At 58.6% G+C, this 23,512-nt stretch carries 25 protein-coding genes; 9 read left to right on the forward strand and 16 right to left on the reverse strand.

The window, feature by feature from the left end; genetic code table 11:
• From SSARUM_RS09040 to SSARUM_RS09055, 4 genes are all read right to left on the reverse strand, one after another.
• The gene (locus SSARUM_RS09040) at positions 1–1,554 is read right to left on the reverse strand and encodes a peptide MFS transporter (RefSeq protein WP_033638027.1); all 1,554 of its coding nucleotides are present in this window, start codon (positions 1,552–1,554) and stop codon (positions 1–3) included.
• 474 nt (positions 1,555–2,028) lie between these two features.
• Positions 2,029–3,267, reverse strand: a complete 1,239-nt coding sequence (gene mdtG, locus SSARUM_RS09045; RefSeq protein ID WP_060429868.1) for a multidrug efflux MFS transporter MdtG — start codon at positions 3,265–3,267, stop codon at positions 2,029–2,031.
• Between the two features lie 201 nt (positions 3,268–3,468).
• Positions 3,469–3,753: a YciI family protein gene (locus tag SSARUM_RS09050; protein ID WP_060420566.1), complete on the reverse strand. Its 285-nt coding sequence runs from the start codon at positions 3,751–3,753 to the stop codon at positions 3,469–3,471.
• 101 nt (positions 3,754–3,854) lie between these two features.
• Positions 3,855–4,775 carry a Kdo(2)-lipid IV(A) acyltransferase gene (locus tag SSARUM_RS09055; RefSeq protein ID WP_033638030.1) on the reverse strand — a complete coding sequence of 307 codons (921 nt, stop codon included), beginning with the start codon at positions 4,773–4,775 and terminating at the stop codon, positions 3,855–3,857.
• A gap of 261 nt (positions 4,776–5,036) precedes the next feature.
• Between SSARUM_RS09055 and SSARUM_RS09060 the strand changes: the two genes are divergently transcribed.
• A complete protein-coding gene (locus SSARUM_RS09060; RefSeq protein ID WP_060429872.1) occupies positions 5,037–5,195 on the forward strand; it encodes a hypothetical protein in 159 nt (52 codons plus the stop codon).
• Between the two features lie 119 nt (positions 5,196–5,314).
• Positions 5,315–6,382, forward strand: a complete 1,068-nt coding sequence (gene trhO / locus SSARUM_RS09065) for an oxygen-dependent tRNA uridine(34) hydroxylase TrhO (RefSeq protein ID WP_033646457.1) — start codon at positions 5,315–5,317, stop codon at positions 6,380–6,382.
• 45 nt (positions 6,383–6,427) lie between these two features.
• Here trhO and SSARUM_RS09070 read toward each other — a convergent pair whose 3' ends face one another.
• Together SSARUM_RS09070 and SSARUM_RS09075 are read right to left on the reverse strand one after the other, a co-directional pair.
• Positions 6,428–7,006, reverse strand: coding sequence for a YceI family protein (locus SSARUM_RS09070; protein ID WP_016928208.1), 579 nt, complete (start codon positions 7,004–7,006; stop codon positions 6,428–6,430).
• Positions 7,007–7,029: 23 nt separating this feature from the next.
• Complete coding sequence (locus tag SSARUM_RS09075) at positions 7,030–7,584, reverse strand: cytochrome b (protein WP_033646456.1); 555 nt, start codon at positions 7,582–7,584, stop codon at positions 7,030–7,032.
• 442 nt (positions 7,585–8,026) lie between these two features.
• Between SSARUM_RS09075 and SSARUM_RS09080 the strand changes: the two genes are divergently transcribed.
• Positions 8,027–9,085: an AI-2E family transporter gene (locus tag SSARUM_RS09080; RefSeq protein ID WP_282494616.1), complete on the forward strand. Its 1,059-nt coding sequence runs from the start codon at positions 8,027–8,029 to the stop codon at positions 9,083–9,085.
• On the opposite strand, the gene SSARUM_RS09085 is transcribed toward SSARUM_RS09080, so the two are convergent.
• The 8 genes from SSARUM_RS09085 to pyrC all read right to left on the reverse strand — a co-directional run bounded on the left by SSARUM_RS09085 (position 9,033) and on the right by pyrC (position 14,606).
• Complete coding sequence (locus SSARUM_RS09085; protein WP_060425619.1) at positions 9,033–10,037, reverse strand: zinc-dependent alcohol dehydrogenase family protein; 1,005 nt, start codon at positions 10,035–10,037, stop codon at positions 9,033–9,035. The two genes, SSARUM_RS09080 and SSARUM_RS09085, sit on opposite strands and share 53 nt — an antisense overlap.
• 3 nt (positions 10,038–10,040) lie before the next feature.
• Positions 10,041–10,157, reverse strand: a complete 117-nt coding sequence (locus SSARUM_RS09090; RefSeq protein ID WP_033638034.1) for a DUF2770 family protein — start codon at positions 10,155–10,157, stop codon at positions 10,041–10,043.
• A gap of 122 nt (positions 10,158–10,279) precedes the next feature.
• Positions 10,280–10,906, reverse strand: a complete 627-nt coding sequence (locus SSARUM_RS09095; RefSeq protein WP_033646453.1) for a LuxR C-terminal-related transcriptional regulator — start codon at positions 10,904–10,906, stop codon at positions 10,280–10,282.
• A 216-nt stretch (positions 10,907–11,122) separates the two neighbouring features.
• Positions 11,123–12,238: an N-methyl-L-tryptophan oxidase gene (gene solA, locus SSARUM_RS09100; protein WP_039566617.1), complete on the reverse strand. Its 1,116-nt coding sequence runs from the start codon at positions 12,236–12,238 to the stop codon at positions 11,123–11,125.
• 141 nt (positions 12,239–12,379) lie between these two features.
• Positions 12,380–12,634, reverse strand: a complete 255-nt coding sequence (bssS, locus tag SSARUM_RS09105) for a biofilm formation regulator BssS (protein ID WP_004927812.1) — start codon at positions 12,632–12,634, stop codon at positions 12,380–12,382.
• A gap of 201 nt (positions 12,635–12,835) precedes the next feature.
• Positions 12,836–13,114: a hypothetical protein gene (locus SSARUM_RS09110; protein WP_033646451.1), complete on the reverse strand. Its 279-nt coding sequence runs from the start codon at positions 13,112–13,114 to the stop codon at positions 12,836–12,838.
• Positions 13,115–13,244: 130 nt separating this feature from the next.
• A complete protein-coding gene (dinI, locus tag SSARUM_RS09115; protein WP_033638037.1) occupies positions 13,245–13,484 on the reverse strand; it encodes a DNA damage-inducible protein I in 240 nt (79 codons plus the stop codon).
• Between the two features lie 75 nt (positions 13,485–13,559).
• Positions 13,560–14,606 (reverse strand): dihydroorotase, encoded by a 1,047-nt coding sequence (pyrC, locus tag SSARUM_RS09120; RefSeq protein WP_039566615.1) that lies wholly within the window; start codon positions 14,604–14,606, stop codon positions 13,560–13,562.
• A gap of 213 nt (positions 14,607–14,819) precedes the next feature.
• Between pyrC and SSARUM_RS09125 the strand changes: the two genes are divergently transcribed.
• Entirely contained in the window at positions 14,820–15,107 is a 288-nt protein-coding gene (locus tag SSARUM_RS09125; protein ID WP_033647446.1) for a putative quinol monooxygenase, read from the forward strand.
• A 61-nt stretch (positions 15,108–15,168) separates the two neighbouring features.
• Here SSARUM_RS09125 and rne read toward each other — a convergent pair whose 3' ends face one another.
• Positions 15,169–18,546, reverse strand: coding sequence for a ribonuclease E (gene rne, locus SSARUM_RS09130; protein WP_072264915.1), 3,378 nt, complete (start codon positions 18,544–18,546; stop codon positions 15,169–15,171).
• Between the two features lie 552 nt (positions 18,547–19,098).
• Here rne and rluC point away from each other — a divergent pair.
• Positions 19,099–20,058 carry a 23S rRNA pseudouridine(955/2504/2580) synthase RluC gene (rluC, locus tag SSARUM_RS09135; protein ID WP_033646448.1) on the forward strand — a complete coding sequence of 320 codons (960 nt, stop codon included), beginning with the start codon at positions 19,099–19,101 and terminating at the stop codon, positions 20,056–20,058.
• A 6-nt stretch (positions 20,059–20,064) separates the two neighbouring features.
• Here the strand turns inward: rluC and SSARUM_RS09140 are convergent, their stop codons facing one another.
• Entirely contained in the window at positions 20,065–20,646 is a 582-nt protein-coding gene (locus SSARUM_RS09140) for a Maf family protein (RefSeq protein ID WP_049232154.1), read from the reverse strand.
• A 141-nt stretch (positions 20,647–20,787) separates the two neighbouring features.
• On the opposite strand from SSARUM_RS09140, the gene yceD reads away from it, so the two are divergent.
• Genes yceD through SSARUM_RS09160 form a run of 4 tightly spaced genes read left to right on the forward strand, consistent with a single transcriptional unit; the run spans position 20,788 to position 23,499 of the window.
• The gene (yceD, locus tag SSARUM_RS09145; protein WP_004927780.1) at positions 20,788–21,309 is read left to right on the forward strand and encodes a 23S rRNA accumulation protein YceD; all 522 of its coding nucleotides are present in this window, start codon (positions 20,788–20,790) and stop codon (positions 21,307–21,309) included.
• Positions 21,310–21,325: 16 nt separating this feature from the next.
• Entirely contained in the window at positions 21,326–21,493 is a 168-nt protein-coding gene (rpmF, locus tag SSARUM_RS09150; RefSeq protein ID WP_004927778.1) for a 50S ribosomal protein L32, read from the forward strand.
• 11 nt (positions 21,494–21,504) lie between these two features.
• Positions 21,505–22,539: a phosphate acyltransferase PlsX gene (gene plsX, locus SSARUM_RS09155; protein WP_071883797.1), complete on the forward strand. Its 1,035-nt coding sequence runs from the start codon at positions 21,505–21,507 to the stop codon at positions 22,537–22,539.
• A gap of 6 nt (positions 22,540–22,545) precedes the next feature.
• Positions 22,546–23,499, forward strand: a complete 954-nt coding sequence (locus SSARUM_RS09160; RefSeq protein ID WP_060418432.1) for a beta-ketoacyl-ACP synthase III — start codon at positions 22,546–22,548, stop codon at positions 23,497–23,499.
• Positions 23,500–23,512 lie beyond the last annotated feature (13 nt).

The raw sequence follows: 23,512 nt of genomic DNA on the forward strand, positions 1-23,512 counted from the left end.
TCAGGCGCTGGTCGCCGGTTTCTGCGCGCTCTTGGTCTGGGTATTTTCCAGCATGCGGCGAATCGGCACGATCAGCACGATAAGCACGGCGGCGCAGATCAGCAGCGCGACTGAGCAGCGAGCGAACAGATCCGGCAGCATATCCAGTTGGTCGGCCTTGACGTGACCGCCGATCAGACCGGCCGCCAGGTTGCCCAGCGCGCTGGCGCAGAACCACAGCCCCATCATTTGCCCGCGCATTCTCTCCGGCGCCAGCAGCGTCATGGTGGCCAGGCCGATCGGGCTCAGGCACAGCTCACCCAGCGTCAGCATCAGGATACTGCCCACCAGCCACATCGGCGATACGCCGGCGCCGCCGTTGCTCAGCACATTCTGCGCGGCCAGCATCATCAGGCCGAAACCGCCGGCGGCGCACAGGATACCGATCACGAACTTGGTGATGCTGCTTGGGCGCACGTTATTGCGCGCCAGTGCAGGCCAAGCCCAGCTGAACACCGGCGCCAGCAGGATGATGAACAAGGCGTTGATCGACTGGAACCACACCGCCGGGATCTCGAAGCCGCCGACCATGCGATTGGTGTAATCGTTGGCGAACAGGTTGAACGAGGTCGGTTTCTGTTCAAACGCTGACCAGAAGAACGCGGCGGAGATCAGCAGGATAAAGCACACCAGCAGGCGAGCGCGCTCTTTGCGGCTCAGGCCGGCAAAGGCGAACAGATAGATGAAGTACAGGGTGACCGACGCGGCGATCACGTACACCAGCACGCTGGCTACTTCGACCGGGTTGATGACGATGGTGCCCTGAGCGATCAGCACGATGACCGCAGCCAGGCCTACCGCCAATGCCAGCAGCCAGGCGCCGACGCCTTTTTTCTTCGCTACCGGGCTGTTCCAGGTGGAATCCAGGCCCACCTCGCGGTCATAGCGTTTCATCGCCGGGACGGCGAACACGCGGAAGATCACCAGCGCCACCAGCATCCCGATACCGCCGATGCCGAAGCCCCAGTGCCAGCCGTGTGACTTGATCAGCCAGCCGGAGATCAACGGGGCGATGAACGAACCGATGTTGATGCCCATGTAGAACAGCGAGAAACCGCCGTCGCGGCGCGCATCGCCTTTCTTGTACAGCGTGCCGACCATCACCGAGATACAGGTCTTGAACAGGCCGGAACCGAGCACGATGAACATCAGGCCGATGAAGAACAGGTTGGTGCCCATCACCGCGGACAGGGCGATCGACAGGTGGCCGAGGGCGATCAGAATCGAACCGTACCAAACGGCCTTGCGTTGGCCGAGCCAGTTGTCCGCCAGCCAGCCGCCCGGCAGCGCCGCCAGGTACATGCTGCCGGCGAAGATGCCGACGATCGCCGACGCGTTCTCGCGCGCCAGACCCAGACCGCCGTCGTATACGGTGGCGGCCATAAACAGGATCAGCAGCGGACGGATGCCGTAGAACGAAAAGCGCTCCCACATTTCGGTGAAGAACAGAGAACCCAGCGGATAGGGATGGCCGAAGAAGGTCCGGCTTTCTGACTTATTGACAGAGGATTGCATAACGATTTCCCAATAAAAAGGCGCTGCATGGCTGCAGCCCGTACTGTGGTTGTATGTGTATTTAATGAAGGCGATCCGCCCAATGCGGATTACCCGACAAAACCGCGGCTGCAACGCTGATAAACCGTGGAAAGCGTGCTGACCTTTTCTTCACTTGGCCGATGTTTCACATCTAGCGTGATATTATTTAACCATTTGATAACTGGTCGTTGGTTTTGTCTAGTACCTGTATCCCATTTTTTAGACGAAAAGTCGACAAGCATCTCCTTTTCTGGTTTTTCTGTTGGTTATGACAGGAATATGATTGACAGCGGGTTTTATGCGCTGAAGGTTAATTAATTGTTGATAAACAAGATGTTGTAGTAAGAATGTTCCGAGTGGGGCGAAAATTCGCCGGCCCGCAGGAAGCATTATTAAAAGTAGGGGAAACGCGAGGTTGATCCGGCCAATAGCGGAAATTGGCGATAAATGCAGCTATTGCTCTTCCTGCAGCGTGTCTTCCCGCATATAGCCCGGCCGCCGCCGCAGACACCACCAGGAATAACCGGCGTTGAACAGCACCACCAAAGCGGTGACGGCGAAGACCGCGCGAAAACCGTAGCCGGCGGAGACCGCGGCGCCGAGCAGCGGGCCGCTGACGTTGCCGACGTCGCGGAACGACTGGTTGTAGCTGAAAATTCGGCCGGCGACCTGATTGGTGCAGTTATAAATCAACAGCGTCTGTACCGCCGGCAGCAGCGCGCCGTCGGCCGCCCCCAGCAGAAAGCGCAGTACGCCGAGCTGCCACGGCGTTTGCACGAACGCCATCGGGATCAGCAGCAGCACCGAGACGATCAGCATAAAGACCAGAATGCGTTCCGGGCCGATGCGATCGCCCAGCTTGCCCAGCCGTGGGGCGCTCATCAATGCCGCGACGCCGGGCACCGAGGCGATCAGCCCGCTGATAAACGCCAGATTATGGGTCGCGCCGGCCAGATCGCGCACATACAGCGTCAGGATCGGGGCAATTGAGCCGGTGGCGATCTGGATGATCATGGTAGTAACGAACAGGCTGAGCACCAGCTTCGGGTTCTTCAGCGAGGCGAACACCTGTTTTGCGTGCAACATGTCGCGCTTTTGCACCGGGGTAAATTGCTCTTTGACATACAGCAGCGTCAGCACGAAGCAGACGAACAGCACCGCGGCGGTGATATAAAACACCGGGCGCAGGCCGTACAGATCGGCCAGCAGGCCGCCGATCAGCGGGCCGATCAGCGCGCCGCCGACGCCGCCGGTTGACAGAGTGCCGAGCGCCCAGCCGCTGCGGTTGCGCGGCACCTGGGTGGCGATCAGCGCGTTGGCGTTGGGTATGAACCCGCCAAGCAACCCCAGCACCGCCCGCAGCGCGAGAAACTGCCAGACCGTTTGCGCCATGCCCATCAGCACCATGACGATCGCCATGCCCAACGCCGAGCGCAGCAACATCAGTTTACGGCCGCGTCGGTCGGCCAGGGCGCCCCAGAACGGCGCGGCGATAGCGGAAAACAGGAAGGTAATGCTGAACAGCAGACCGGACCACATGTTGAGCGCCTGATGGCCGGTTACGCCCAGCGTCTCGACGTACAGCGGCAGAAACGGCATCACCAGGCTGAAGGCGGCGCCGGTGAGAAAGCACCCTACCCAGGCGACGAAAAGGTTGCGTTTCCAGTTAACGGGTTCTGCTGCCGAAGCCATAAATGTCCATTGCCGAAAGGTGACGCGTTTTGCCGGCGGCAAAAAGATGAAGGGCAAAACGTGAAAGTTAGCCTGATAAGTATGCGCCGCCGGCGCGGCTACGGCAAACCAGAGGACGGAAATAGGGCGAAAAATGAAATAAAGTTTTAAAAATGACGCTTAAACCTTATTCCGCGCTTGGCGCGCGGAATTTTCAGCGTTTTATAGGCCGGCCAGCGCCTCGAAACCGGCGGCGGTGGTGGTGGCGCTAAAGTCAGTGATCTCGTAGTGGGCCACGGCGTTAAACGGATCTTCGGCCAGGATGGCGTCCAGCCGCGCACGCTCAATGCCCTTGGCCAGGATCACGCCGCCTGTGCGGGGATTCTTGCGGCCGGAGGCGATGAAGGTGCCGTCCTGAAAATATTTCTTAAGCCAGGCGATGTGCCCGTCAAGGTGGCTGTCGACGTCGGCGATCGGGCGATGGTAGGTCAGGCTGACAATGTACATGGCGGCTCCGGGGTTGGCGGCAAAGGCTTTACCATCCCACCCTCGCCGTCGATTCTCAAGAGGCGCGCAATAAAAAACCCGCCGGCGGCGGGTTTGCTTTATCAGTAGAGCGAAGGCTCGCCTTCCGGGCGGGTCTTGAAGCGGCGATGCAGCCACATGTATTGATCCGGCGCCATCAGGATCTCTTTTTCCACCACTTTATTCATAAAGGCGGCGGCATCGAGTTCGTTATCCAGCGGGAAGTTTTCCACCGCCGGCTGCATGATCAGCTCATAGCCTTTGCCGTCCGGCAGGCGGCGCGGGGTGAACGGAATGATCGCCGGTTTGCCCATCCGCACCAGCACGTAACTGCCGGTGGTGGTGGCGGCTTTGTCTACCGCGAACAGCGGCACGAATACGCTGCTGCGCGGGCCGTAGTCGTGATCCGGCGCATACCAGATGATATCGCCCTGTTTCAGGGCGCGGATCATGCCTTTGATGTCTTTGCGATCCAGCATCGATTTGTTGGAACGCATGCGGCCCCAGGTTTGCAGCCAGTCCATCAGCTTGTTGTCGTGCGGGCGGTAAACGCCGATGCCCGGGTTGTGAATGCCGAAGATGCGCGCGCCCAGCTCCAGCGTCAAAAAGTGCAGGCCAATCAGCAACACGCCCTGCTGGTTGTCGCGGGCCTTTTGGATGTGCTCCAGGCCGCTGACCTTGAACCAGCGCTCGATGCGCCAGTTGGGCCAGAACCACGCCATGCCGGTTTCAAACAGCCCCATGCCGACCGATTCGAAATTCTTTACCACCAGCGCATCGCGTTCGGCCTGCGGCATGTCGGGAAAACAGAGCTCGAGGTTACGCTGGGCGATAGCGACGCGTCGCTTGAGAAAGCGCATGGAAAATCGCCCAATCGAGGTGCCGAGCCAGTAGATGACGGGATAAGGCAGCAACACCAGCAGATACAGCAAGCCGATGCCGACCCAGGTCAGCCAGTAGCGCGGGTGCAATAAGGAACGATTGAAAGTAGGAACTTGAGTCATGGGTTCTCTGTTTGAATACGGTTGTTTAAGTGTAATGACAGAGTCATAGCATGGTCTGGCAGCCGGGTGAGCTCGGCGGCAAGGTTCGTTTCTGCCGTTTGTTTGCGACTATTGTGGCATTTTTCTGGCGATCCGGGAAAACACAACGCATTAAAATCCCTTTTTGGGCGTTAAATATGCATCGAATGCCGAATTTTTCCACAATCTTTCCTGCCAAAGATAATGGCGATATTATTGCTGGTAATTATTCAGAGGGTAAATATGTTGGCACCATGGATCAGTGCGGGGCTGCTGGTTTTGGGCGCGGCGGTCGGCAGCGTCGGCGCGCATCTGCAGGTGAACTCGATATTGGCGCTCGCCGGCGTGATGATGGCGCTCGGTATACTGGCTTCCGCGTTTACCGAAGGCGGCGGACGCTGAACGGGGCGTTTGCGCCAGGGCTGCGCGGCGGCGGTTTTTCGGGTATGATGTGCGCCGCGCGCGGGCCGGCAGGCTGCGCGCGATGATCAGTCACCTCCCGAAAGACAGGAAAGTACACCATGCCAGTGTTACATAACCGAATTTCTAATGAGGAACTGAAGGCGCGCATGCTGGCGGAAACCGAGCCGCGCACCACAGTTTCTTTTTACAAATATTTCTCCATCGACGATCCCAAAGCGTTTCGCGACAGCCTGTACGTTCAGTTCGAAAAATTGAAGGTGTTCGGCCGCATCTACGTGGCGAAAGAGGGCATCAACGCGCAGATCAGCGTGCCGCAGCATAACTTCGACGCGTTCAAAGCCGCGCTGTTCGCCTCGCACCCGGCGCTGGATCAGGTTCGGCTGAATATCGCGCTCGAAGACGACGGCAAATCCTTCTGGGTGCTGCGCCTCAAGGTGCGCGAGCGCATCGTGGCCGACGGCATCGATGACGAGAGCTTTGACCCAAGCAACGTCGGCGAATATCTGCAGGCCGATCGCGTCAATCAGATGATCGACGATCCGAATACGGTGTTCGTCGACATGCGCAACCACTATGAGTACGAAGTCGGTCACTTCGAAAACGCCATCGAGGTGCCGTCGGATACCTTCCGCGATCAGCTGCCGATGGCGGTGGAGATGCTGCAGGACAGCAAAGACAAAAACATCGTCATGTACTGCACCGGCGGCATTCGCTGTGAAAAAGCCAGCGCCTATATGCTGCACAACGGCTTTAAAAACATCTACCACGTGGAAGGCGGGATCATCGAGTACGCCCGCAAAGCGAAAGAGCAGGGGCTGCCGCTGAAGTTTATCGGCAAAAACTTCGTGTTCGATGAGCGCATGGGCGAGCGCATTTCCGACGATGTGATCGCCAACTGCCACCAGTGCGGGGCGCCGTGCGACACCCACACCAACTGCAAAAACGACGGTTGCCACCTGCTGTTCATTCAGTGCCCGAGCTGCGCCGCCAAGTTTGAAGGGTGCTGCAGCGAGATTTGCCGCGAAGAGCTGAAGCTGCCGCGCGAAGAGCAGCGCGCGCGCCGTGCTGGCCGGGAAAACGGCGTCAAGATCTTCAATAAGTCGAAAGGCCTGTTGCAGACTACGATGCACATTCCGGCACCGGAAGAAGAAGGCCCAGCCCGCTGAGCCTGAGGAAATGAGAAGCCCGGCCGCCAAGCCGGGCTTTTTTACTTATTTCTCGCGCACGCCTTCTACGGAGATGATCAGCTCAACGTCTTGCGACGCCGGGCCCAGATCGGTGGTGATGCCGAAATCTTTCAGCTTGATCTTGCCGTTGGCTTCAAAGCCGGCGCGGTAGCCGCCCCACGGATCGTTGCCCTGGCCAATCAGTTTGGCGTCCAGCGTAACCGGTTTGGTCACGCCGTTCAGCGTCAGGTTGCCGACCACCGCATAACCGTCGCCGCTTTTCTTCACTTCGGTGGATTCAAACTTGGCCTGCTTGTTCTTCTCCACGTTGAGGAACTCGGCGCTGCGCAGGTGCTTGTCGCGCTCGGCGTGGTTGGTGTCGACGCTGGCGGTATTGATGGTCACGTTGACTTTGTCCTTGGACGGATCTTTTTCGTCGAAGGTGAAGCCGCCGTCGAAGTCTTTAAAGCTGCCGTACAGCCAGCTGTAACCCAGGTGCTGGATGCGGAACTCGATAAAGGCGTGCTGGCCCTGTTTGTCGATCTTGTAGTCCGCCGCCAGTGCGGAACCGGCGCTCAGCAGCAGGGCGCCTGCGGTCAGGCCCAATACGGTCTTTTTCAACATAGCAATCTCCATAAATCCAAAGGTTAATCGGCGCTGCTACCCAGCATCCGTTTCAAAGTGACATCACGATCGATAAAGTGATGTTTAAGCGCGGCCAGCCCGTGCAGTACCGAGAGCACTACCACGGCCCAGGCCAGGTAAAGGTGTATGGCGCCGGCGGTGTCGGCCTGTTCCGCCATGCCGGTCACGGTGGCGGGTACGTCGAACCAGCCGAATACGCTGATCGGTTGGCCGTCGGCGGTCGAGATCAGATAGCCGCTGATCAGAATGCCGAACAGCACGGCATACAGCGCCAGATGCGCGAGAATGGCGCTGACGCGAGTGAGACGGCCATAGCTGGCCAGAGGCTTGGGCGGCGGCGAGACAAAGCGCCAGATCACGCGGATCACCATCACGATGAACAGCAGCGCGCCGATGCTTTTGTGGATCTCCGGCGCCTGGTGATACCAGACGTCGTAATAGCCCAGCGTGACCATCCACAGGCCGAGGGCGAACATGCCGTACACCGTCAGCGCCACCAGCCAGTGGATCAACACTGACACATGGCCGAAACGATCGGCGGTATTTTTCCAGAGCATCCTGTTTCCTTCGATTACCGATTGGCTGGCTGCAATAATTAAACTTTAGGAAACATAAAATCAATAATAAATTTAACTATGTTACTTCTTAGAAATATTAGTCAGTGAATTTGTTTGAGATGTTCGGAGTTCATCAGATAAATCGTTGAAGATGATATGATTTCTTTCACGTGGCGATTATGCTAGTTGTTGAAAATTAGGCTTATTATCTATTAATGTCAGCTTTTGTCATTTTACGTAAACCGGTCATGGATTGCTGGGCGGGATTATTGGTTGGCAAAGGTTATGCCTATTTCTTGCGGCGAAGAGCAGGGCGGAAAGATTAAATTATTCGAACGGTTACGCTAAATCCTCTGCGGTGTGACGGCCGACTTTGCTACCATTAGCGCCAAGAGTCGGCTCTTTGTGGCCGGTTAACCCAGTGAAATAACAAGGAAACGTCATGGGCCGAACCCGAGTAACCGACAGCAGCCTGCGTTTGGCCGTCCTGTTGGCGATGTTGGTGATCATTTTGGCCGGGGTGAAAGCCGCCGCCGACATCGTGGTGCCGTTTCTACTGGCGGTATTCCTCGCCATGGTGCTGAACCCGCTGGTGACGATGCTGGAACGCCGCCGGGTGCCGCGCATCCTTGGGGTGACGCTGCTGGTGACGGCGGTGATCGTGGTCGTGATGCTGTTTATCGGCATGCTGGGCGCTTCGCTGAACGAGTTCGCCCGCTCGCTGCCGCAGTACCGCGGCATGATGATCGAGAAACTGCGCGAGCTGCAGCATTACGCCGATCGCTTCAATATCAGCCTCTCCAGCGAAGCGATGCTGCAGTATGTCGATCCCAGCGCGGCGATGAATCTGGTTACCCGCATGCTGGGGCACCTGTCTGGCGCCATGACCAACGTCTTCCTGCTGCTGATGACCGTGGTGTTTATGCTGTTTGAAGTGCAGCTGCTGCCTTATAAGCTGCAGCAGGCGTTGGATAAGCCGAACGAAGGCCTCGCCGCGATGCGGCGGGCGCTGGACGGCGTGACGCGCTATCTGGTGATTAAAACCATCATCAGCCTGGCCACCGGCGTGATCGTCTGGATCTTCCTGGCGGCGGTCGGGGTGCGCTTCGCCTTTATCTGGGGGCTGCTGGCGTTTCTGCTCAACTATATCCCCAATATCGGCTCGGTATTGGCCGCCATTCCACCGTTGATTCAGGCGCTGCTGTTCAACGGATTGGGCGATGCGTTGGTGGTGGCGGGCGGCTTTATCGCTGTCAACATGGTGATCGGCAATATCCTCGAACCGCGGGTGATGGGGCGCGGGCTGGGGCTGTCGACGCTGGTGGTGTTCCTGTCGCTGATCTTTTGGGGTTGGCTGCTCGGCCCGGTGGGCATGTTGCTGTCGGTGCCGCTGACGATCGTGGCGCGCATCGCGCTGGAGACCACCGAGGGCGGCTATCGGCTGGCGGCTATCCTGGGGGACGGCCGCCCGCCGCGCCAGCCTCCGGCGGCGCCGGAGTAAGGAAGATTTTTCCGCTGACACCGGGCTGCGCGGCGTGTTGCAGCGCCGCTGCGTACTGATGCAGAGGGTAAATCGCGGCGGGCGGGCGCAGCGCCAGCTGGCCGCGGCGCAGCAGCTGGAATAGCTGATAAAACGCCGTTTGCCACTGCGCCGGCGCCGCCTGCGCATTCCATTTACGCAGGTGGAACAGCGAAGCGCGCAGCTTTAACTCGTCCACTACGCGCCGCCAGTCCACTTGGCGCCCGCCTAAAAGGCCCAGCGCCACGAAATCGCCGCCGGAGCGAACCGCTCGCGCCAGCTGCAATCCGTCTTCTCCGCCGATGCAGTCGATGGCGGCGCGGGCGCCAAAATGGGTCATTTGCGCCAGCTGCGGCGCTTCGATAACGCGCCAGGCGCCGGCGGCCAGCAGCGCCTGGCGATGGGCGGCGTTGCGCACCACCACCGCCAGACGAATACCACGCAGCGCCGTCAGCTGCGCCAACAACAGGCTAACGGCGGAGCCGCCGCCGTTGAGCAGCAGCACGTCGCCGGCGTTGAGCGGCAGCCATTGCGTCAGCAACACCCAGCAGGTGAGCGGGTTGATGTAAATCTGCGCCGCGTCGTTGTCGTCGATGTCGTCCGGCACCCAGACCACCCGATCCTCAGGCAGCGTGACGAAGGTTTGCCAGCTGCCGTCACCCGCTACCGCCAGCGCGCGTCGGCCGGTCGAGCGCCCGCTCTGCGGATCGACGATGACGCCTGCGCCTTCATAGCCCGGCACCTGCGGCAGGGCGATACGATGCGCGTATTGGCCGTGAATCGGGATCAGGTCGGAAGGATTGATCGGGGCATAGCGCATCTGTAGCAGCAGCCGGCCGGGGCGCAGCGTCGGCCTGTTCACCTGCTGCAGCGTCAGCACCTGGGCGGGATCGCCGAAGCGGTTGAAGCTCAATCGGGGAAATGACGACGGCATGGGTTACAGCACGAAGAAAAAGTAGACATCCAGCGCCAGCAGCACCAGCCACAGGCAAAGATACAGCACCAGGTGCTCACGCACGTTGTTGACGATAGCCGCCAGTATTCGGTTTAACATTTCAGCCGCCAGAAGAAAGAGACCTTTGATTATAGTCCTTTTCTCGGCGTCTTTTATAGCGCGCCGCGCATGAGTGCTGGAAGAATGGCGATAAAAAAGCCTGCGTTATCGCAGGCTTGATGTCATACCGCCAGCAGCGCCAACGGCGTCGAGTTCGTTGGCGTGTTCGGCGGGTAGAAATAACGCAGCACGTTATATAACGAGTAGAACTCCAACCGGTTGCGCGCGTTGATCTTCTCCGTGATGTGGCGCTTGTGCACGTACACCGTATGCGAGCTAATTTGCAGTTTTTTCGCGATGCGGTAGTTGGGCATCTCCGCCATCCAATATTTCATCACCGTCAGTTCCTGCGGGCTGAACAGGGAACGCTCTTCGCCGTCATCGGCCAGCGCCAGCGGATTTTCGCGCAGCGTGCGTAAGGTGAGCGGCAGAATGCTTTTATTGAACAGAAACGCGTTATCGGCGATGCGCATTGGCGTTTCGCTGTAAGGGTAAGGCGTATCGAGATAGATAAACAGCAAGGCAGACTGGCTGGCTTCCATAAACGCCAGCAGCTGTGCGTCCGCTTCGTTATAGCGGCACTGGTTGCTGAGGTTCACCAGAATGTGGCTCGGCTGAAAGCTGGCCAACAGCGGCGTAGCGTACTCAATGCTGTGGCAGCACTTGATCGTCGTAATCCCACTATCAGCAAAGTAGCTGGCTATACCGACCCGGGTGAAGCAGCATTCGTCCACGACAAGTAGTTTCATGGTGACGTCCTTGTTGAAAGCCGATGGAGCATATCTTCTGTAAAATAGGACTTACACTGCAAGTGTTCAATTCGGAAATTCAACTGCTGAATGCAAGAAATTTCCGTTATAAGAATTTTTACTTGGTATTTAAAAGAGTTAGCAGGTTAAGAAATTGTAACCGTCAGATTTCGCTGCCCAGGGCTCGACGGGAACCAGGACAGCGACAGCCTTTGCTTAGCTAAATCGTTTCAGACCAAAGCTGGAGACGTCGACCGGCGGCGCTTTGTCCTGCGCGAACAGCGCGGCAATCTCGCCCAGTGCGCTGGCGAACTTGAAGCCGTGGCCGCTCAATCCGCTGATGACCATCAGGCGATCGCACTCCGGCAGGGTATCGATAATAAAGTCTTCGTCGGGGCTCATGTCATAACTGCAGGCTTCGCCGTGTAAACATACGCCTACACCCGGCAAAAACTGCCGCAGGAAGGTGAAGACTTCGGTGCCGTCGCTGGCGTAGCTGCCGAAGGGCTTGCGCTGCTCGGGGGCATCCATCGGCTGGCCACCGTCGTGTTTGCCCACTTTCAGGCCGTCGTTATCCGCCGGGAAGCCGTAATAGTGCGTGCCGTCTTGCGCTTCAACGGTAAAGGCCGGGAAGCGATTGTTCACGCTGTAGCGGCCATCCGCCTGATGCCAGGAGAATACCTTGCGCAATGGCGCAACCGGCAGCTGCGGCAACAGCGCTTTCACCCAGGTGCCGGCGGTGACCACCGCTTTTCGCGCCGTGAAACGCCCTTCGCCGGTGACGACTGCAGCGCCGCCATCAATAGGCTCCACCGCGCTGACCGGGCAGTTGAACAACTGGCTGCAGCCGGCCTTTTTCGCCAGCTTGATCAGGCCGGCCACCGCCAGTTCGGAACGCAGGAAGCCGGCGTCCGGCTCGAAAACGCCGACGTAACCTTCCGGCGTGCGGAATTCCGGCCAGCGTTGAGCAATCTGTTCGGCGCTGAGGGTTTGCGCGTTCAGGCGGAATTTTTGCGCGCTCTGCTGCGCATTGCGAATGAATTCGGAGTGCTGCGGCCCCAGGTTGAGTACGCCGCACGACTGGAACAGTTCCTCGTCGGAATGTTGAATCAGCGCATTCCACAACGCCTGCGCGCGCAGCACCAGCGGCACGTACTTTTCACCTTCGCCGTAAGCGTGACGGATGATGCGGGTATCGCCGTGATGGCTGCCGTTGCGGTGCGGGGGAATGGCGCTGTCGATCATCAGCACTTTCAAGCCGGCGCGGGTTGCGTAATACCCTGCCGCTGCGCCGACTGAACCGCTGCCCACCACAATCAAATCATATTCCACGTGCCGACCCTCTCTGATAGCGATTTCTTATCGCCCCATGATAAAAGGTTGGCGGGCGCAATGCACTGATTGAACGGCGAAGGGCAAAGAAAAAGGCGCCGGGAATGGGGCGCGGCGCCTTAGGGGTTAGGGGACGATGAATCAATGTTTTCTGCGATCAAGATCCTGATAATCCGTAGCTTCAATCTTGGCGATGCCGGCCTCTAAGATATTGATTAATTGACGGGCGACATCTGTGGTCAGCCAAAGCGTTCTGTCTACTTGGGCTTCTTCGGGCGTTTGGTCTAGTGAAGACAGGTAATGAAGGCGTATCATCATGGCGTCGTAAACGTCGACAGTACTGATATCCCAACCGACAAGCGGGTGCGTCTGAATTACTTCATCATTTCTGTCCATAAAGACCCCTTATTGAGTAGTAACTACCGTGAGTGACTAACGAGGATCAATGCGGCTCATCATCATGAGAGCAATTACAGTATACGCATCCGCTTTCATCGGTGGAGGGGGTTGTCACCAAAATTTGCAAAATAAATATTTATTTGAGCAATTATTCTACAAATTTGTATGTGTTGCAGTGGGTGAGTACAGCGCGGCGCGTTATTCCGCGTCGGCAGGTGGCGATGCACCATACAGACATTTTTCCAGCTCTTCGGCCAAATGGGCGAAATGCTTTTGCGTTTCGGCGTCGCGATTCTGGCTGTGCGATTCCAGCTTCAGGCTGTGGATCAGCCGCTGGTTGGCTTTGTCATCCAGGCTGAAGGCCAGATAAGAGAAAGCCACTTCCAGTACGTTCAAGCGCCTTTTCTGATCGGCAATCAACGCCAGCAGTTCGCCAAACGTCATTGCGTCTTCGGATTTCACCTTGTCCGGGGCCATGCTTACTCCTTTGCGTTAAATACAGCGCTGAGGCGGATTTTGTTCCAGAGTAAGGGTAAGCGATGAATGGGCTGGGCGCCAGAAACAAAAAAGCCGGAGAGCGACCCCCGGCAAAAACAGCATTGCAGTGTTATTCTGCGCTGAACCACTCGTCCGCGCTTTCCCAGGTTTCCTGAAGGATTTCCTCGATCAGATCCCGGTCGGTTTTGGCGCCCCCCAGCACGGAGAGCCCGTTGGCGCCGGCATAACGTACGTGCACGACGGCGTCTGGAAACTGGCGATTGACCCGTTTGCCCAGTTCACCGGTCAGCGCCTCAATGGCGCCCGACGGCAGCGGCCGGGTTTTATCTATAGTGACTTCAACACGCATAATTGCCCCCGAAGCGATTTACTGTTTATTTATACAGCTAGCCGACTGCGGGGGCAAGAGGGCGAAGAAAAAATATCAGTCTTTCAGCGACCAGTTCAGGGTTTCACCGGCCAGGAAGGGGATCACGGATTCATTGCCCAGGGCGATCTCTTCCGGCTGGGTGGTCGACACGCGCTGCAGCTCGATGAAGTCTTCGTTGAGCGGCAGGCCATAGAAACGCGGGCCGTTGAGCGAGCAGAAGGCCTCAAAGTGCGCCAGCGCGCCGAGCTGTTCGAACACCGCGGCGTAAGCCGGGATGGCATTCGGCGCGTTGAAACAGCCGGCGCAGCCGCAGCTGGACTCTTTGCGATGCTTGAGGTGCGGCGCGGAGTCGGTACCGAGGAAGAAACGATCCGAGCCGCTGGCGACCGCCTGACGCAGCGCTTCCTGATGGACATTGCGCTTGAGGATCGGCAGGCAGAACAGGTGTGGGCGAATGCCGCCGACCAGCATGTGGTTGCGGTTGAACATCAGGTGCTGCGGCGTGATGGTGGCGCCGAGGAAACGATTGCCTGCCTGCACATATTGCGCCGCTTCTTTGGTGGTGATGTGCTCGAAGACGATCTTCAGCTCCGGGAACTGCTGGCGGATCGGTTCCATCACCTGCTCGATAAAGCGCGCCTCGCGGTCGAAGATATCGACGGCAGGGTCGGTCACTTCGCCGTGGATCAGCAAAGGCATGCCGACTTTTTGCATCTGTTCGAACAGCGGGTAAATGCCGGTCACGTCGCTGACGCCGTGGCTGGAGTTGGTGGTGGCGTTGGCCGGATACAGCTTGGCGGCAGTAAACACCCCTTGCTCAAAGCCGTTGGCCAGTTCACTGGCCGCCAGGGAGTTGGTCAGATAGCAGGTCATCAGCGGAGTGAAGTTGTGGCCCTGCGGGACCGCCGCCAAAATGCGATCGCGGTAGGCGCGCGCGGCGGCCACGGTCGTTACGGGCGGAACCAGGTTCGGCATCACGATCGCCCGGCCAAATACCTGGCTGGTATAGGGCACCACCGTTTTCAGCATCTCGTCGTCACGCAGGTGGATATGCCAGTCGTCTGGGCGGCGGATTTTCAGAACTTGAGGTTGTGCGGTCATCTAGCTAGGCTCCGGCGGTCAAATACGTCTAATGAAAAGCGAATAATGGGTTTATTCACGCCGGGGTGTAAGGATAAGCGGAAAGCGCCTGAGATGCATCTGTTTGTTGGCGACAAGTTGAAATCAATAGCGCGGCGGGCGCATAGTAACAGGGATTTCAACGATGCCGACGCCAATACCGTCGACCTTCATCAAGTGGAAAGGGAGAAAGCAATGGAAGTACGCGTTATCGCCACCCTGCAAGCGAAAGCGGGATTTGAAGACGCCGTCAGCGAAGCGGTGCACGACATTCTCGAGCCGAGCCGCCAGGAGTTGGGCAACCTGCAATATGATTTGCATCGCGATCTGGAAAAGCCGGGCGTTTTCGTGTTCTTTGAGCGTTGGGCCAGCAGCGAAGCGCTGGATAAGCATAATGAGACGGCGCATTTTCAGCAGTTCGTCAGCCGGCTTGACGGCAAGTTGGATGTTTTAGACATCAAAAAACTGAAAAAGATAGCCTGAGCCTTTTTGCAGGTAAGAAAAAACCCGCCGATGGCGGGTTTTTTTAGAGCTGCAGATTAACTTATTCGTTAACCGGCTGCGGCTTGGTGGCCGGCGCGGTGGCCTGGCTCACCGCCGAATGGCCGCCTGCCGAGCCTTTGCCTTCAAAGTTGAAGGAAGGGCGCTGCCAGTCGCTGTGCTTGCGTTCTTCCGGCACGTAGGCCGGCGCAGGCGCTTTGGTCATCGGTGCAGTGGCGATGTGTTTGTACAGTACGTCCTGCACGGCTTTCACCGGTGCCGGCTGCTGAGCAACCACAGGCGCAGGTTCTGCGGCGATTGGCGCCGGGGCTTTTTCGACCGGAGCGGCTTCCACGGCGGCTGGCGCAGGCGCTGCTTCTGCCACTGGCGTTTCTTCCGCTTGCGCAGCTTCTGCCGGCGCAGCGTCGACCACAGGCTCGTCTTCCACCGGCTTGGCTTCAACCACAGGTTCTGCCGCAACGGTTTCAGCTACCGGCTCGGCTTCCACTGCCGGGGCAGTCTCTTCCGCTTTCGGTTCTTCAACTGCGGCAGGTGCCGGCGCGGCTTCCACCAGCGTCGGGGTTTCCTCGGCCGGGGTGGCAACGACAGGCGCTATGGCTGCAGCCTCTTCCGTTACGGTAACGGCCGCAGTTTCAACTGCGGCTTCTGGTGCCGGCTCGTTGACGCTGGCCGCAGCCTGAGTTTCTTCCACGGCAACGCTGTGCTGTTCAACCGCTGCGGCAACAACCGGTGCCGCTGCCTGTTCTACTTCTACGGCTTCGGCCTGCACTTCGGCTTCTTCAACCTGAGCAACCGGGTAGCTTACCCAGACTTTGCCCGATGCCATTTCCGGCGAAGCGAACGCGCCCGCCAGCGGCATTGGGGACTGCAGCGGGTAACGCTCATCGCGGTAACGACGGCGACGCTGGCCGCTGACGCGCAGGTGGCGCGGTGAACGACGGGAACGGCGCGGCATGCCTTCGCCGTTGCCACGGTTTTCGCCCTGGGCATCGTCTTCCGGCTGAGCGGCAACGGTTTCCGGCAGCAGCTTGACGCTGTCGTCGGCGGTCGGCTGCGCGACTTCGGCTTTCGCTACCGGCGCTTTCGGCGCCAACAGCTCTTCCGCTGCACGCTGCAGTTCTTCTTCCGCGGACAGGATGCGCACCTTCTGCGACAGAGGGCGGCGCTGGCGGCGCTGCATGTTCTGCTGCTGGCGTTCTTCCTGCTCTTCATCGGTGCTCTCGACAGCTTCAACGCTTTCCAGCGCTTTCACTTCCTGCTGCGCCTGACGTTTTTCTTCCTGACGACGACGCTGGCGTTCAGCACGCTGCTCACGGCGTTGCTGCTGATCTTCGCGCGGCGCTTTAGCGCTGTCTTCCGAAGCGGATTCCTCCGCTACCGGCGCGTTCTGCTGCTGGTTGCGGCGGTTACGGCGCTGTTCATCGCGGGATTCACGCGATTCACGGCCTTCGCGGTTCTCACGCGGCTCACGGTTGTCGCGCTCGCGATTGTCACGGCCTTCACCGCGCTCTTTACGCTCGCCGCGTTCCGGACGGTCGCCACGCTCACCGCGCTCTTTACGGCCGGTGCCTTGGCGACGCTGACCGCGACGATCCTGACGACGGTTTTCACCGTTGCTTTCCGCCTTCGGCGTTTCGGCCGGTTTGGTTTCTTCGACGGCAGGTTGTTCCTCACCGGCGAACAGGCTCTTCAGACCACCGAACAGGCGGCCCAGGAAGCCCGGCTTGGCGGCGGCCGGCGTTGCGGCTTTAGCTTTGGCGGCGGTGGCAGGTTTGGCCACGGCGACAGGTTCTTCAGCCGGCGGTGGCGCATCGGCGGACAGGGAGAAGGAAGCCAGGGCCGGTTGCTCCGGACGCTTGCGTTCCATCGGCGCGTCTTCCAGCGGGCGCTCCATGTCTTCTTCGTGCAGCTTCGGCAGCAGGTAGCTGAGGGTAGAGGTTTCCTCGCCCTTGCGCACGCGCAGCACCGAGTAGTGCGGGGTTTGCATTTCATCGTTAGGCACGATGACGGCTTTCACGCCACCCTGACGTTTTTCGATCGCGCTGACGGATTCGCGCTTTTCGTTCAGCAGGTACGAAGCAACCTGAACCGGCACGATAGCGTGAACTTCTTTGGTGTTTTCCTTCAGCGCTTCTTCTTCGATCAGGCGCAGGATGGACAGCGCCAGCGATTCGTTGTCGCGAATGGTGCCGGTGCCGTTACAGCGTGGGCACACGTGGTGGCTGGATTCGCCCAGCGACGGGCTGAGGCGCTGACGGGACATTTCCAGCAGGCCGAAACGGGAAATGCGGCCGATCTGGATGCGCGCGCGGTCTTGGCGCACGGCATCGCGCAGGCGGTTTTCCACTTCGCGCTGGTGGCGAACCGGCGTCATGTCGATGAAGTCGATGACGATCAGGCCGCCAAGGTCACGAAGGCGCAGCTGGCGAGCGATCTCGTCCGCCGCTTCCAGGTTGGTGTTGAACGCCGTCTCTTCGATGTCGCCGCCGCGGGTGGCGCGGGCGGAGTTGATGTCGATGGCGGTCAGCGCTTCGGTGCTGTCGATGACGATCGAGCCGCCGGACGGCAGGCGCACTTCACGCTGGAAGGCGGATTCGATCTGCGATTCGATCTGGTAGTGGCTGAACAGAGGGATTTCACCGCTGTACAGTTTGATTTTGCTGCTGAAATCCGGGCGGCCCAGCGCAGCGATGTGCTCTTTGGCCAGATCGAGAATTTTCGGGTTGTCGATCAGGATTTCGCCGATGTCCGGGCGCAGGTAATCGCGGAAGGCGCGCACGATAACGTTGCTTTCCTGGTGGATCAGGAACGGCGCGGGGCGGCCTTCGGCGGCTTTTTTAATCGCTTCCCAGTGCTTCAGGCGGAAGGAGAGATCCCACTGCAGTGCGTCGGCGGATTTGCCTACGCCCGCGGTGCGAACGATCAGGCCCATGCCGTCCGGCAGTTGCAGCGAGGAGAGCGCTTCTTTCAGCTCGGTGCGATCATCACCCTCGATGCGGCGGGAAATACCGCCGGCGCGCGGGTTGTTCGGCATCAGCACCAGATAACTGCCCGCGAGACTGATGAAGGTGGTCAAGGCGGCGCCTTTGTTGCCACGTTCTTCTTTGTCTACCTGAACGATGACTTCCTGGCCTTCGCGCAGCACATCTTTGATGTTCGGGCGGCCATGGGAAGAGTAATTGCTAGGGAAGTATTCGCGGGCGATTTCTTTAAGAGGGAGGAAACCATGTCGTTCTGCGCCGTAGTCCACGAACGCTGCTTCAAGACTTGGTTCAATACGGGTGATTTTGCCTTTGTAAATATTCGCTTTTTTCTGCTCATGACCCGGACTTTCGATATCCAAATCATACAGCCGCTGTCCATCTACGAGGGCAACACGCAACTCTTCCTGCTGAGTTGCGTTAATCAACATTCTTTTCATCTTAACTTACTCGTTATTTTTACATTATCGACAAAGCTGCGGGCAAAATAACCTCATGGCCGGAGTTAAACCGAAAGCCCCGTGTCTTCTCGCAAAGCCGTCAACCTCACGGTTGTCGCCTGCATAGGGGCGCATTATCTCGGTAAGCCTGCTTTTCTTTGTGAAAGACAGCACTTTTACTAGGGGAATAGCCTCTGATTTACGTCGACAGATCTGATTCCATTTGCCGGCCAAGCTGCAACCCGCAGCCCGCTAATTGTTTGATTTCGCATTACGTCTTACGCCATTGCTGCGTTTTTGCGCGATCAGACAAATTTTATAATTCCACCGTTTTCCCTGTTTAACGAGAATCAACGCGGAAAGTGACTGCATTATTCCACTGCTGATGCCGTTATAGCAAGGTGACTTTTTCTTAACTGCGGAAGAAATCGCAAACGTTCAAACCGGCTTGCTGCCTTATTGTCCGCTGGGGTTTCGCCCGCCGTCAGAGAGACAGTTAAGCACAGAAAAAGATGTGGCGCTATTCACGCGCTCTATTTAGAATCCCGCACCATGAAAACGAACAATCCAGCAGTACAATTCATCACGATTTCCGACGACGAAGCCGGTCAGAGAATCGACAACTTTCTGCTCGCTCGCCTGAAAGGCGTGCCGAAGAGCATGATTTACCGCATCGTGCGCAAAGGCGAGGTGCGGGTCAATAAAGGGCGCATCAAGGTCGAATACAAATTGGCGGCCGGCGACGTGGTGCGCGTGCCGCCGGTGCGGGTGGCCGAGCGCGAAGAGACGCCGGTGTCGGCCAAGCTGGATAAGGTAGCCGCACTGGCAGACTGCATCCTTTATGAAGACGACCACCTGCTGATCCTCAACAAGCCTTCCGGCACCGCGGTGCACGGCGGCAGCGGCCTGAGCTTCGGCGTGATCGAAGGGCTGCGCGCGCTGCGCCCGGAAGCCCGCTTCCTCGAGCTGGTGCACCGTCTGGATCGCGATACCTCCGGCGTGCTGCTGGTGGCCAAGAAGCGTTCCGCGCTGCGCTCGCTGCACGAGCAGCTGCGGCTGAAGGGCATGCAGAAGGATTATCTGGCGCTGGTGCGCGGCCAGTGGCAATCCCACTGCAAGGCCGTACAGGCGCCGCTGCTGAAAAACATCCTGCAAAGCGGCGAACGCATCGTGCGCGTCAGCAGCGAAGGCAAGCCTTCGGAAACCCGCTTCAAGGTGGAAGAGCGTTACGAATTCGCCACGCTGGTGAAGGCCAGCCCGATCACCGGGCGCACTCACCAGATCCGCGTGCACACGCTGCATGCCGGGCATCCGATCGCCTTTGACGATCGCTATGGCGACCGCGAGTTCGATCGCCAACTGGCGGGCACCGGCCTGAAGCGTCTGTTCCTGCACGCCGCGGCGCTGCGCTTCGAGCATCCGGCCACCGGCGAAACGATGCGCATCGAAGCGCCGATGGACCAAGAGCTGCGCCACTGCCTGCAGGTGCTGCGCCGGCAGGTGGCCAAGTAATCCGCGTCAGACCAGCGGGTTGATGCCTTCAGCCCGCAACATCTCCAACAGCGCGATCAGCGGCAGGCCGATCAGGGCGTTCGGATCCCGGCCTTCCAACCTGTCGAACAGCGCGATCCCCAATCCCTCGCTCTTGAAACTGCCCGCGCAGTTCAGCGGTTGCTCCAGACGTACATAGGCGGCGATCTCCGCTTCGCTCAACGCGCGAAAATGCACGTGGAACGGCTCGCACAGGGCCTGCAGCTGCTTGCTGCGGCCGTTGTACAGCGCCAGGCCGGTATAGAAGGTCACGGCCTGGGCGCTGGCCTGGCGCAGCTGCGCCCGGGCGTTTTCCTCGGTATGGGGCTTGCCGGTGATGTTGCCATCGATCACGCAGACCTGATCGGAGCCGATGATCAGATGCTCGGGATAGGCGAGGGCCAGCGCCTGAGCCTTCGCCGCCGCCAGGCGCAGCACCAGCGCTTCAGCGCTTTCGCCCGGCAGTGGGGTTTCATCCACCTCGGGTGCGGCGCAGTCGAAGGGCAGCTGCAGCTTCTCCAGCAGCATTTTTCGATAGGGTGAGGTGGAGGCTAAAAGCAATCTCTGCATAATTTTTTTCGCAAACCGTAGCGTAAATGGGTATGGCATTTTAAACTGTCGGCCGCTGTGGAAGCGAATATTGGTGAAAGGAGCCGTTTTACGGCCTTTTTCTTTGACTCTATGTCGTTACAAAGTTAATATGCGCGCCCTATGCAAAAGGTAAAATTACCCTTGACCATTGATGCGGTACGTACCGCTCAGAAACGCCTGGACTATGCTGGTGTCTATGCGCCTGAGCAGGTTACTCGTGTTGCCGACTCCGTGGTCAGTGTGGACAGTGATGTCGAGGTGTCGTTGTCGTTCAATATCGACAATCAGCGCCTCGCGGTGATAACAGGGCATGCGGACGTCACGGTAACGTTGATGTGCCAACGCTGTGGAGTCCCGTTCGAACATCAGGTTCACACAACATATTGTTTTAGCCCGGTCGTCAATGATGAGCAGGCTGAGGCATTACCGGAAGCGTACGAACCGATCGAAGTTGACGAGTTTGGCGAAGTCGATCTGTTGGCGATGATAGAAGACGAAATTATTCTTTCACTGCCTGTCGTTCCGGTACATGAATCTGAACACTGTGAAGTGTCCGAAGCGGACATGGTATTTGGCCAACTGCCTCCCGAGGCGGAGAAACCGAATCCGTTTGCCGTATTAGCCAGTTTAAAGCGTAAGTAATTGAGGAGTAAGGTCCATGGCCGTACAACAGAATAAACCAACCCGTTCCAAGCGTGGCATGCGTCGTTCTCACGATGCTCTGACCACGACTACTCTGTCTGTAGACAAAGTATCCGGTGAAACTCACCGTCGTCACCACATCACTGCCGACGGTTTCTACCGCGGTCGCAAGGTTATCGGCTAAGTAGCGATACCTTGACTCGTCTAACCCTGGCGTTAGATGCAATGGGCGGGGACTTCGGTCCCTGCGTCACAGTGCCTGCTTCGTTGCAGGCACTGGCCTCTAATTTACAGCTTCATCTCCTGCTGGTCGGCAATCCCGACGTCATCTCCCCTTTGCTTGCCCACGCCGATCCGGTTCTTCTGGAGCGTCTGCAAGTCGTGCCCGCCGAGTCCGTGATCGCCGGCGACGCCAAACCTTCACAAGCGATACGCGCCAGCCGCGGCACGTCGATGCGCATTGCGCTCGAGCAGCTCAGCAGCGGTAAAGCGCAGGGCTGCGTCAGCGCCGGCAATACCGGTGCGCTGATGGGATTGGCGAAGCTGTTGGTCAAGCCGCTGGAAGGCATCGAGCGCCCGGCGCTGATGACGGCGATCCCGAATCAGCAACGCAGTAAAACCGTGGTGCTGGATTTGGGCGCCAACGTCGAGTGCGACAGCACCATGCTGGTGCAGTTTGCCGTGATGGGCGCGGTGATGGCGGAAGAGGTGATCGGCATTGCGCAACCGCGGGTGGCGCTGCTGAATATTGGCGAAGAAGAGACCAAAGGCCTGGATAATATCCGCGAAGCGGCCGCTGTGCTAAAAAATACTCCGGCAATCAACTATATTGGTTACCTGGAAGGAAACGAGCTGCTCACCGGTAAGACCGACGTGTTGGTGTGCGATGGCTTCGTGGGCAACGTCACCCTGAAAACCATGGAAGGGGTGGTCAGGGTGTTCTTATCGCTGCTGAAATCGTCCGGCGACGGCAACAAGCGAGCGTGGTGGCTGAAATTGTTGGGCCGTTGGTTGCAAAAACGGGTGGTTAAGCGGTTCGGCCACCTGAACCCCGACCAGTATAATGGCGCATGTCTGTTAGGATTGCGCAGCACCGTAGTCAAGAGCCACGGCGCTGCGAACCCTCACGCGTTTGCAGTCGCAATCGAACAGGCTGTGCAGGCGGTGCAGCGGCAAGTCCCGGAAAGGATTGCTGCGCGCCTTGAGGCTGTATTACCTAAGAGTGACTGATCGTACATGTATACAAAGATTCTCGGTACGGGGAGTTATTTGCCCGTACAAGTGCGCACCAATGCTGATTTGGAAAAAATGGTGGATACCTCTGACGAGTGGATCGTCACGCGTACCGGTATCCGCGAACGTCGCATCGCCGCTGCGGATGAAACCGTCGCGACGATGAGCTTCCAGGCCGCTGAGAAAGCGCTGGAAATGGCAGGTGTGGCTAAAGAAGACATTGGGCTGATCGTCGTGGCGACCACCACGACCACTCACGCGTTCCCGAGCGCGGCGTGCCTGGTGCAGCAAATGCTGGGCATCAAAGACTGCGCGGCGTTCGATCTGGCTGCGGCCTGTGCCGGCTTTACTTACGCGCTCAGCGTGGCCGATCAGTACGTGAAGAACGGCGCGGTCAAACATGCGCTGGTTATCGGCGCGGACGTCTTGTCGCGCACGCTGGATCCTGAAGATCGCGGCACCATCATTCTGTTTGGCGATGGCGCAGGGGCGGTGGTGCTGGGGGCTTCTGAAGCGCCGGGCATTCTGTCTACCCATCTGCATGCCGACGGCAGCTACGGCAACCTGCTGACGCTGCCGTACAAGGATCGCCAGAATCAAGACAAGCCGGCCTATGTCACCATGGCGGGCAACGAAGTCTTCAAGGTTGCGGTTACCGAGCTGGCGCGCATCGTCGACGAGACGCTGCAGGCCAACAACCTGGACCGCAGCGAGCTGGATTGGCTGGTGCCGCACCAGGCCAACCTGCGCATCATCAGCGCAACGGCGAAAAAACTGGGCATGGGGATGGACAAAGTGGTGGTGACGCTCGATCGTCACGGCAACACCTCTGCCGCCTCGGTGCCTTCCGCACTGGACGAAGCGGTGCGCGACGGGCGAATTCAGCGTGGCCAACTGGTGCTGCTGGAGGCCTTCGGCGGCGGCTTTACCTGGGGCTCGGCGCTGGTTCGTTTCTGATTTGGACAGGAAG

Origin of the sequence: Serratia sarumanii (genome assembly GCF_029962605.1) — a bacterium.
In the GTDB taxonomy this organism is placed as follows: domain Bacteria; phylum Pseudomonadota; class Gammaproteobacteria; order Enterobacterales; family Enterobacteriaceae; genus Serratia; species Serratia sarumanii.

Coding starts and splice junctions, on each gene's coding strand:
- SSARUM_RS09060 (WP_060429872.1), top strand. CDS start 5,037: ATGTTGGCACCATGGATCAGTGCGGGGCTGCTGGTTTTGGGCGCGGCG.
- SSARUM_RS09095 (WP_033646453.1), bottom strand. CDS start 10,906: ATGAAACTACTTGTCGTGGACGAATGCTGCTTCACCCGGGTCGGTATA.
- SSARUM_RS09080 (WP_282494616.1), top strand. CDS start 8,027: ATGGGCCGAACCCGAGTAACCGACAGCAGCCTGCGTTTGGCCGTCCTG.
- mdtG (WP_060429868.1), bottom strand. CDS start 3,267: ATGGCTTCGGCAGCAGAACCCGTTAACTGGAAACGCAACCTTTTCGTC.
- SSARUM_RS09125 (WP_033647446.1), top strand. CDS start 14,820: ATGGAAGTACGCGTTATCGCCACCCTGCAAGCGAAAGCGGGATTTGAA.
- pyrC (WP_039566615.1), bottom strand. CDS start 14,606: ATGACCGCACAACCTCAAGTTCTGAAAATCCGCCGCCCAGACGACTGG.
- rne (WP_072264915.1), bottom strand. CDS start 18,546: ATGAAAAGAATGTTGATTAACGCAACTCAGCAGGAAGAGTTGCGTGTT.
- SSARUM_RS09090 (WP_033638034.1), bottom strand. CDS start 10,157: ATGTTAAACCGAATACTGGCGGCTATCGTCAACAACGTGCGTGAGCAC.
- yceD (WP_004927780.1), top strand. CDS start 20,788: ATGCAAAAGGTAAAATTACCCTTGACCATTGATGCGGTACGTACCGCT.
- SSARUM_RS09075 (WP_033646456.1), bottom strand. CDS start 7,584: ATGCTCTGGAAAAATACCGCCGATCGTTTCGGCCATGTGTCAGTGTTG.
- rluC (WP_033646448.1), top strand. CDS start 19,099: ATGAAAACGAACAATCCAGCAGTACAATTCATCACGATTTCCGACGAC.
- dinI (WP_033638037.1), bottom strand. CDS start 13,484: ATGCGTGTTGAAGTCACTATAGATAAAACCCGGCCGCTGCCGTCGGGC.
- SSARUM_RS09160 (WP_060418432.1), top strand. CDS start 22,546: ATGTATACAAAGATTCTCGGTACGGGGAGTTATTTGCCCGTACAAGTG.
- SSARUM_RS09140 (WP_049232154.1), bottom strand. CDS start 20,646: ATGCAGAGATTGCTTTTAGCCTCCACCTCACCCTATCGAAAAATGCTG.
- SSARUM_RS09070 (WP_016928208.1), bottom strand. CDS start 7,006: ATGTTGAAAAAGACCGTATTGGGCCTGACCGCAGGCGCCCTGCTGCTG.
- SSARUM_RS09110 (WP_033646451.1), bottom strand. CDS start 13,114: ATGGCCCCGGACAAGGTGAAATCCGAAGACGCAATGACGTTTGGCGAA.
- SSARUM_RS09055 (WP_033638030.1), bottom strand. CDS start 4,775: ATGACTCAAGTTCCTACTTTCAATCGTTCCTTATTGCACCCGCGCTAC.
- rpmF (WP_004927778.1), top strand. CDS start 21,326: ATGGCCGTACAACAGAATAAACCAACCCGTTCCAAGCGTGGCATGCGT.
- bssS (WP_004927812.1), bottom strand. CDS start 12,634: ATGGACAGAAATGATGAAGTAATTCAGACGCACCCGCTTGTCGGTTGG.
- SSARUM_RS09085 (WP_060425619.1), bottom strand. CDS start 10,037: ATGCCGTCGTCATTTCCCCGATTGAGCTTCAACCGCTTCGGCGATCCC.
- SSARUM_RS09040 (WP_033638027.1), bottom strand. CDS start 1,554: ATGCAATCCTCTGTCAATAAGTCAGAAAGCCGGACCTTCTTCGGCCAT.
- SSARUM_RS09050 (WP_060420566.1), bottom strand. CDS start 3,753: ATGTACATTGTCAGCCTGACCTACCATCGCCCGATCGCCGACGTCGAC.
- trhO (WP_033646457.1), top strand. CDS start 5,315: ATGCCAGTGTTACATAACCGAATTTCTAATGAGGAACTGAAGGCGCGC.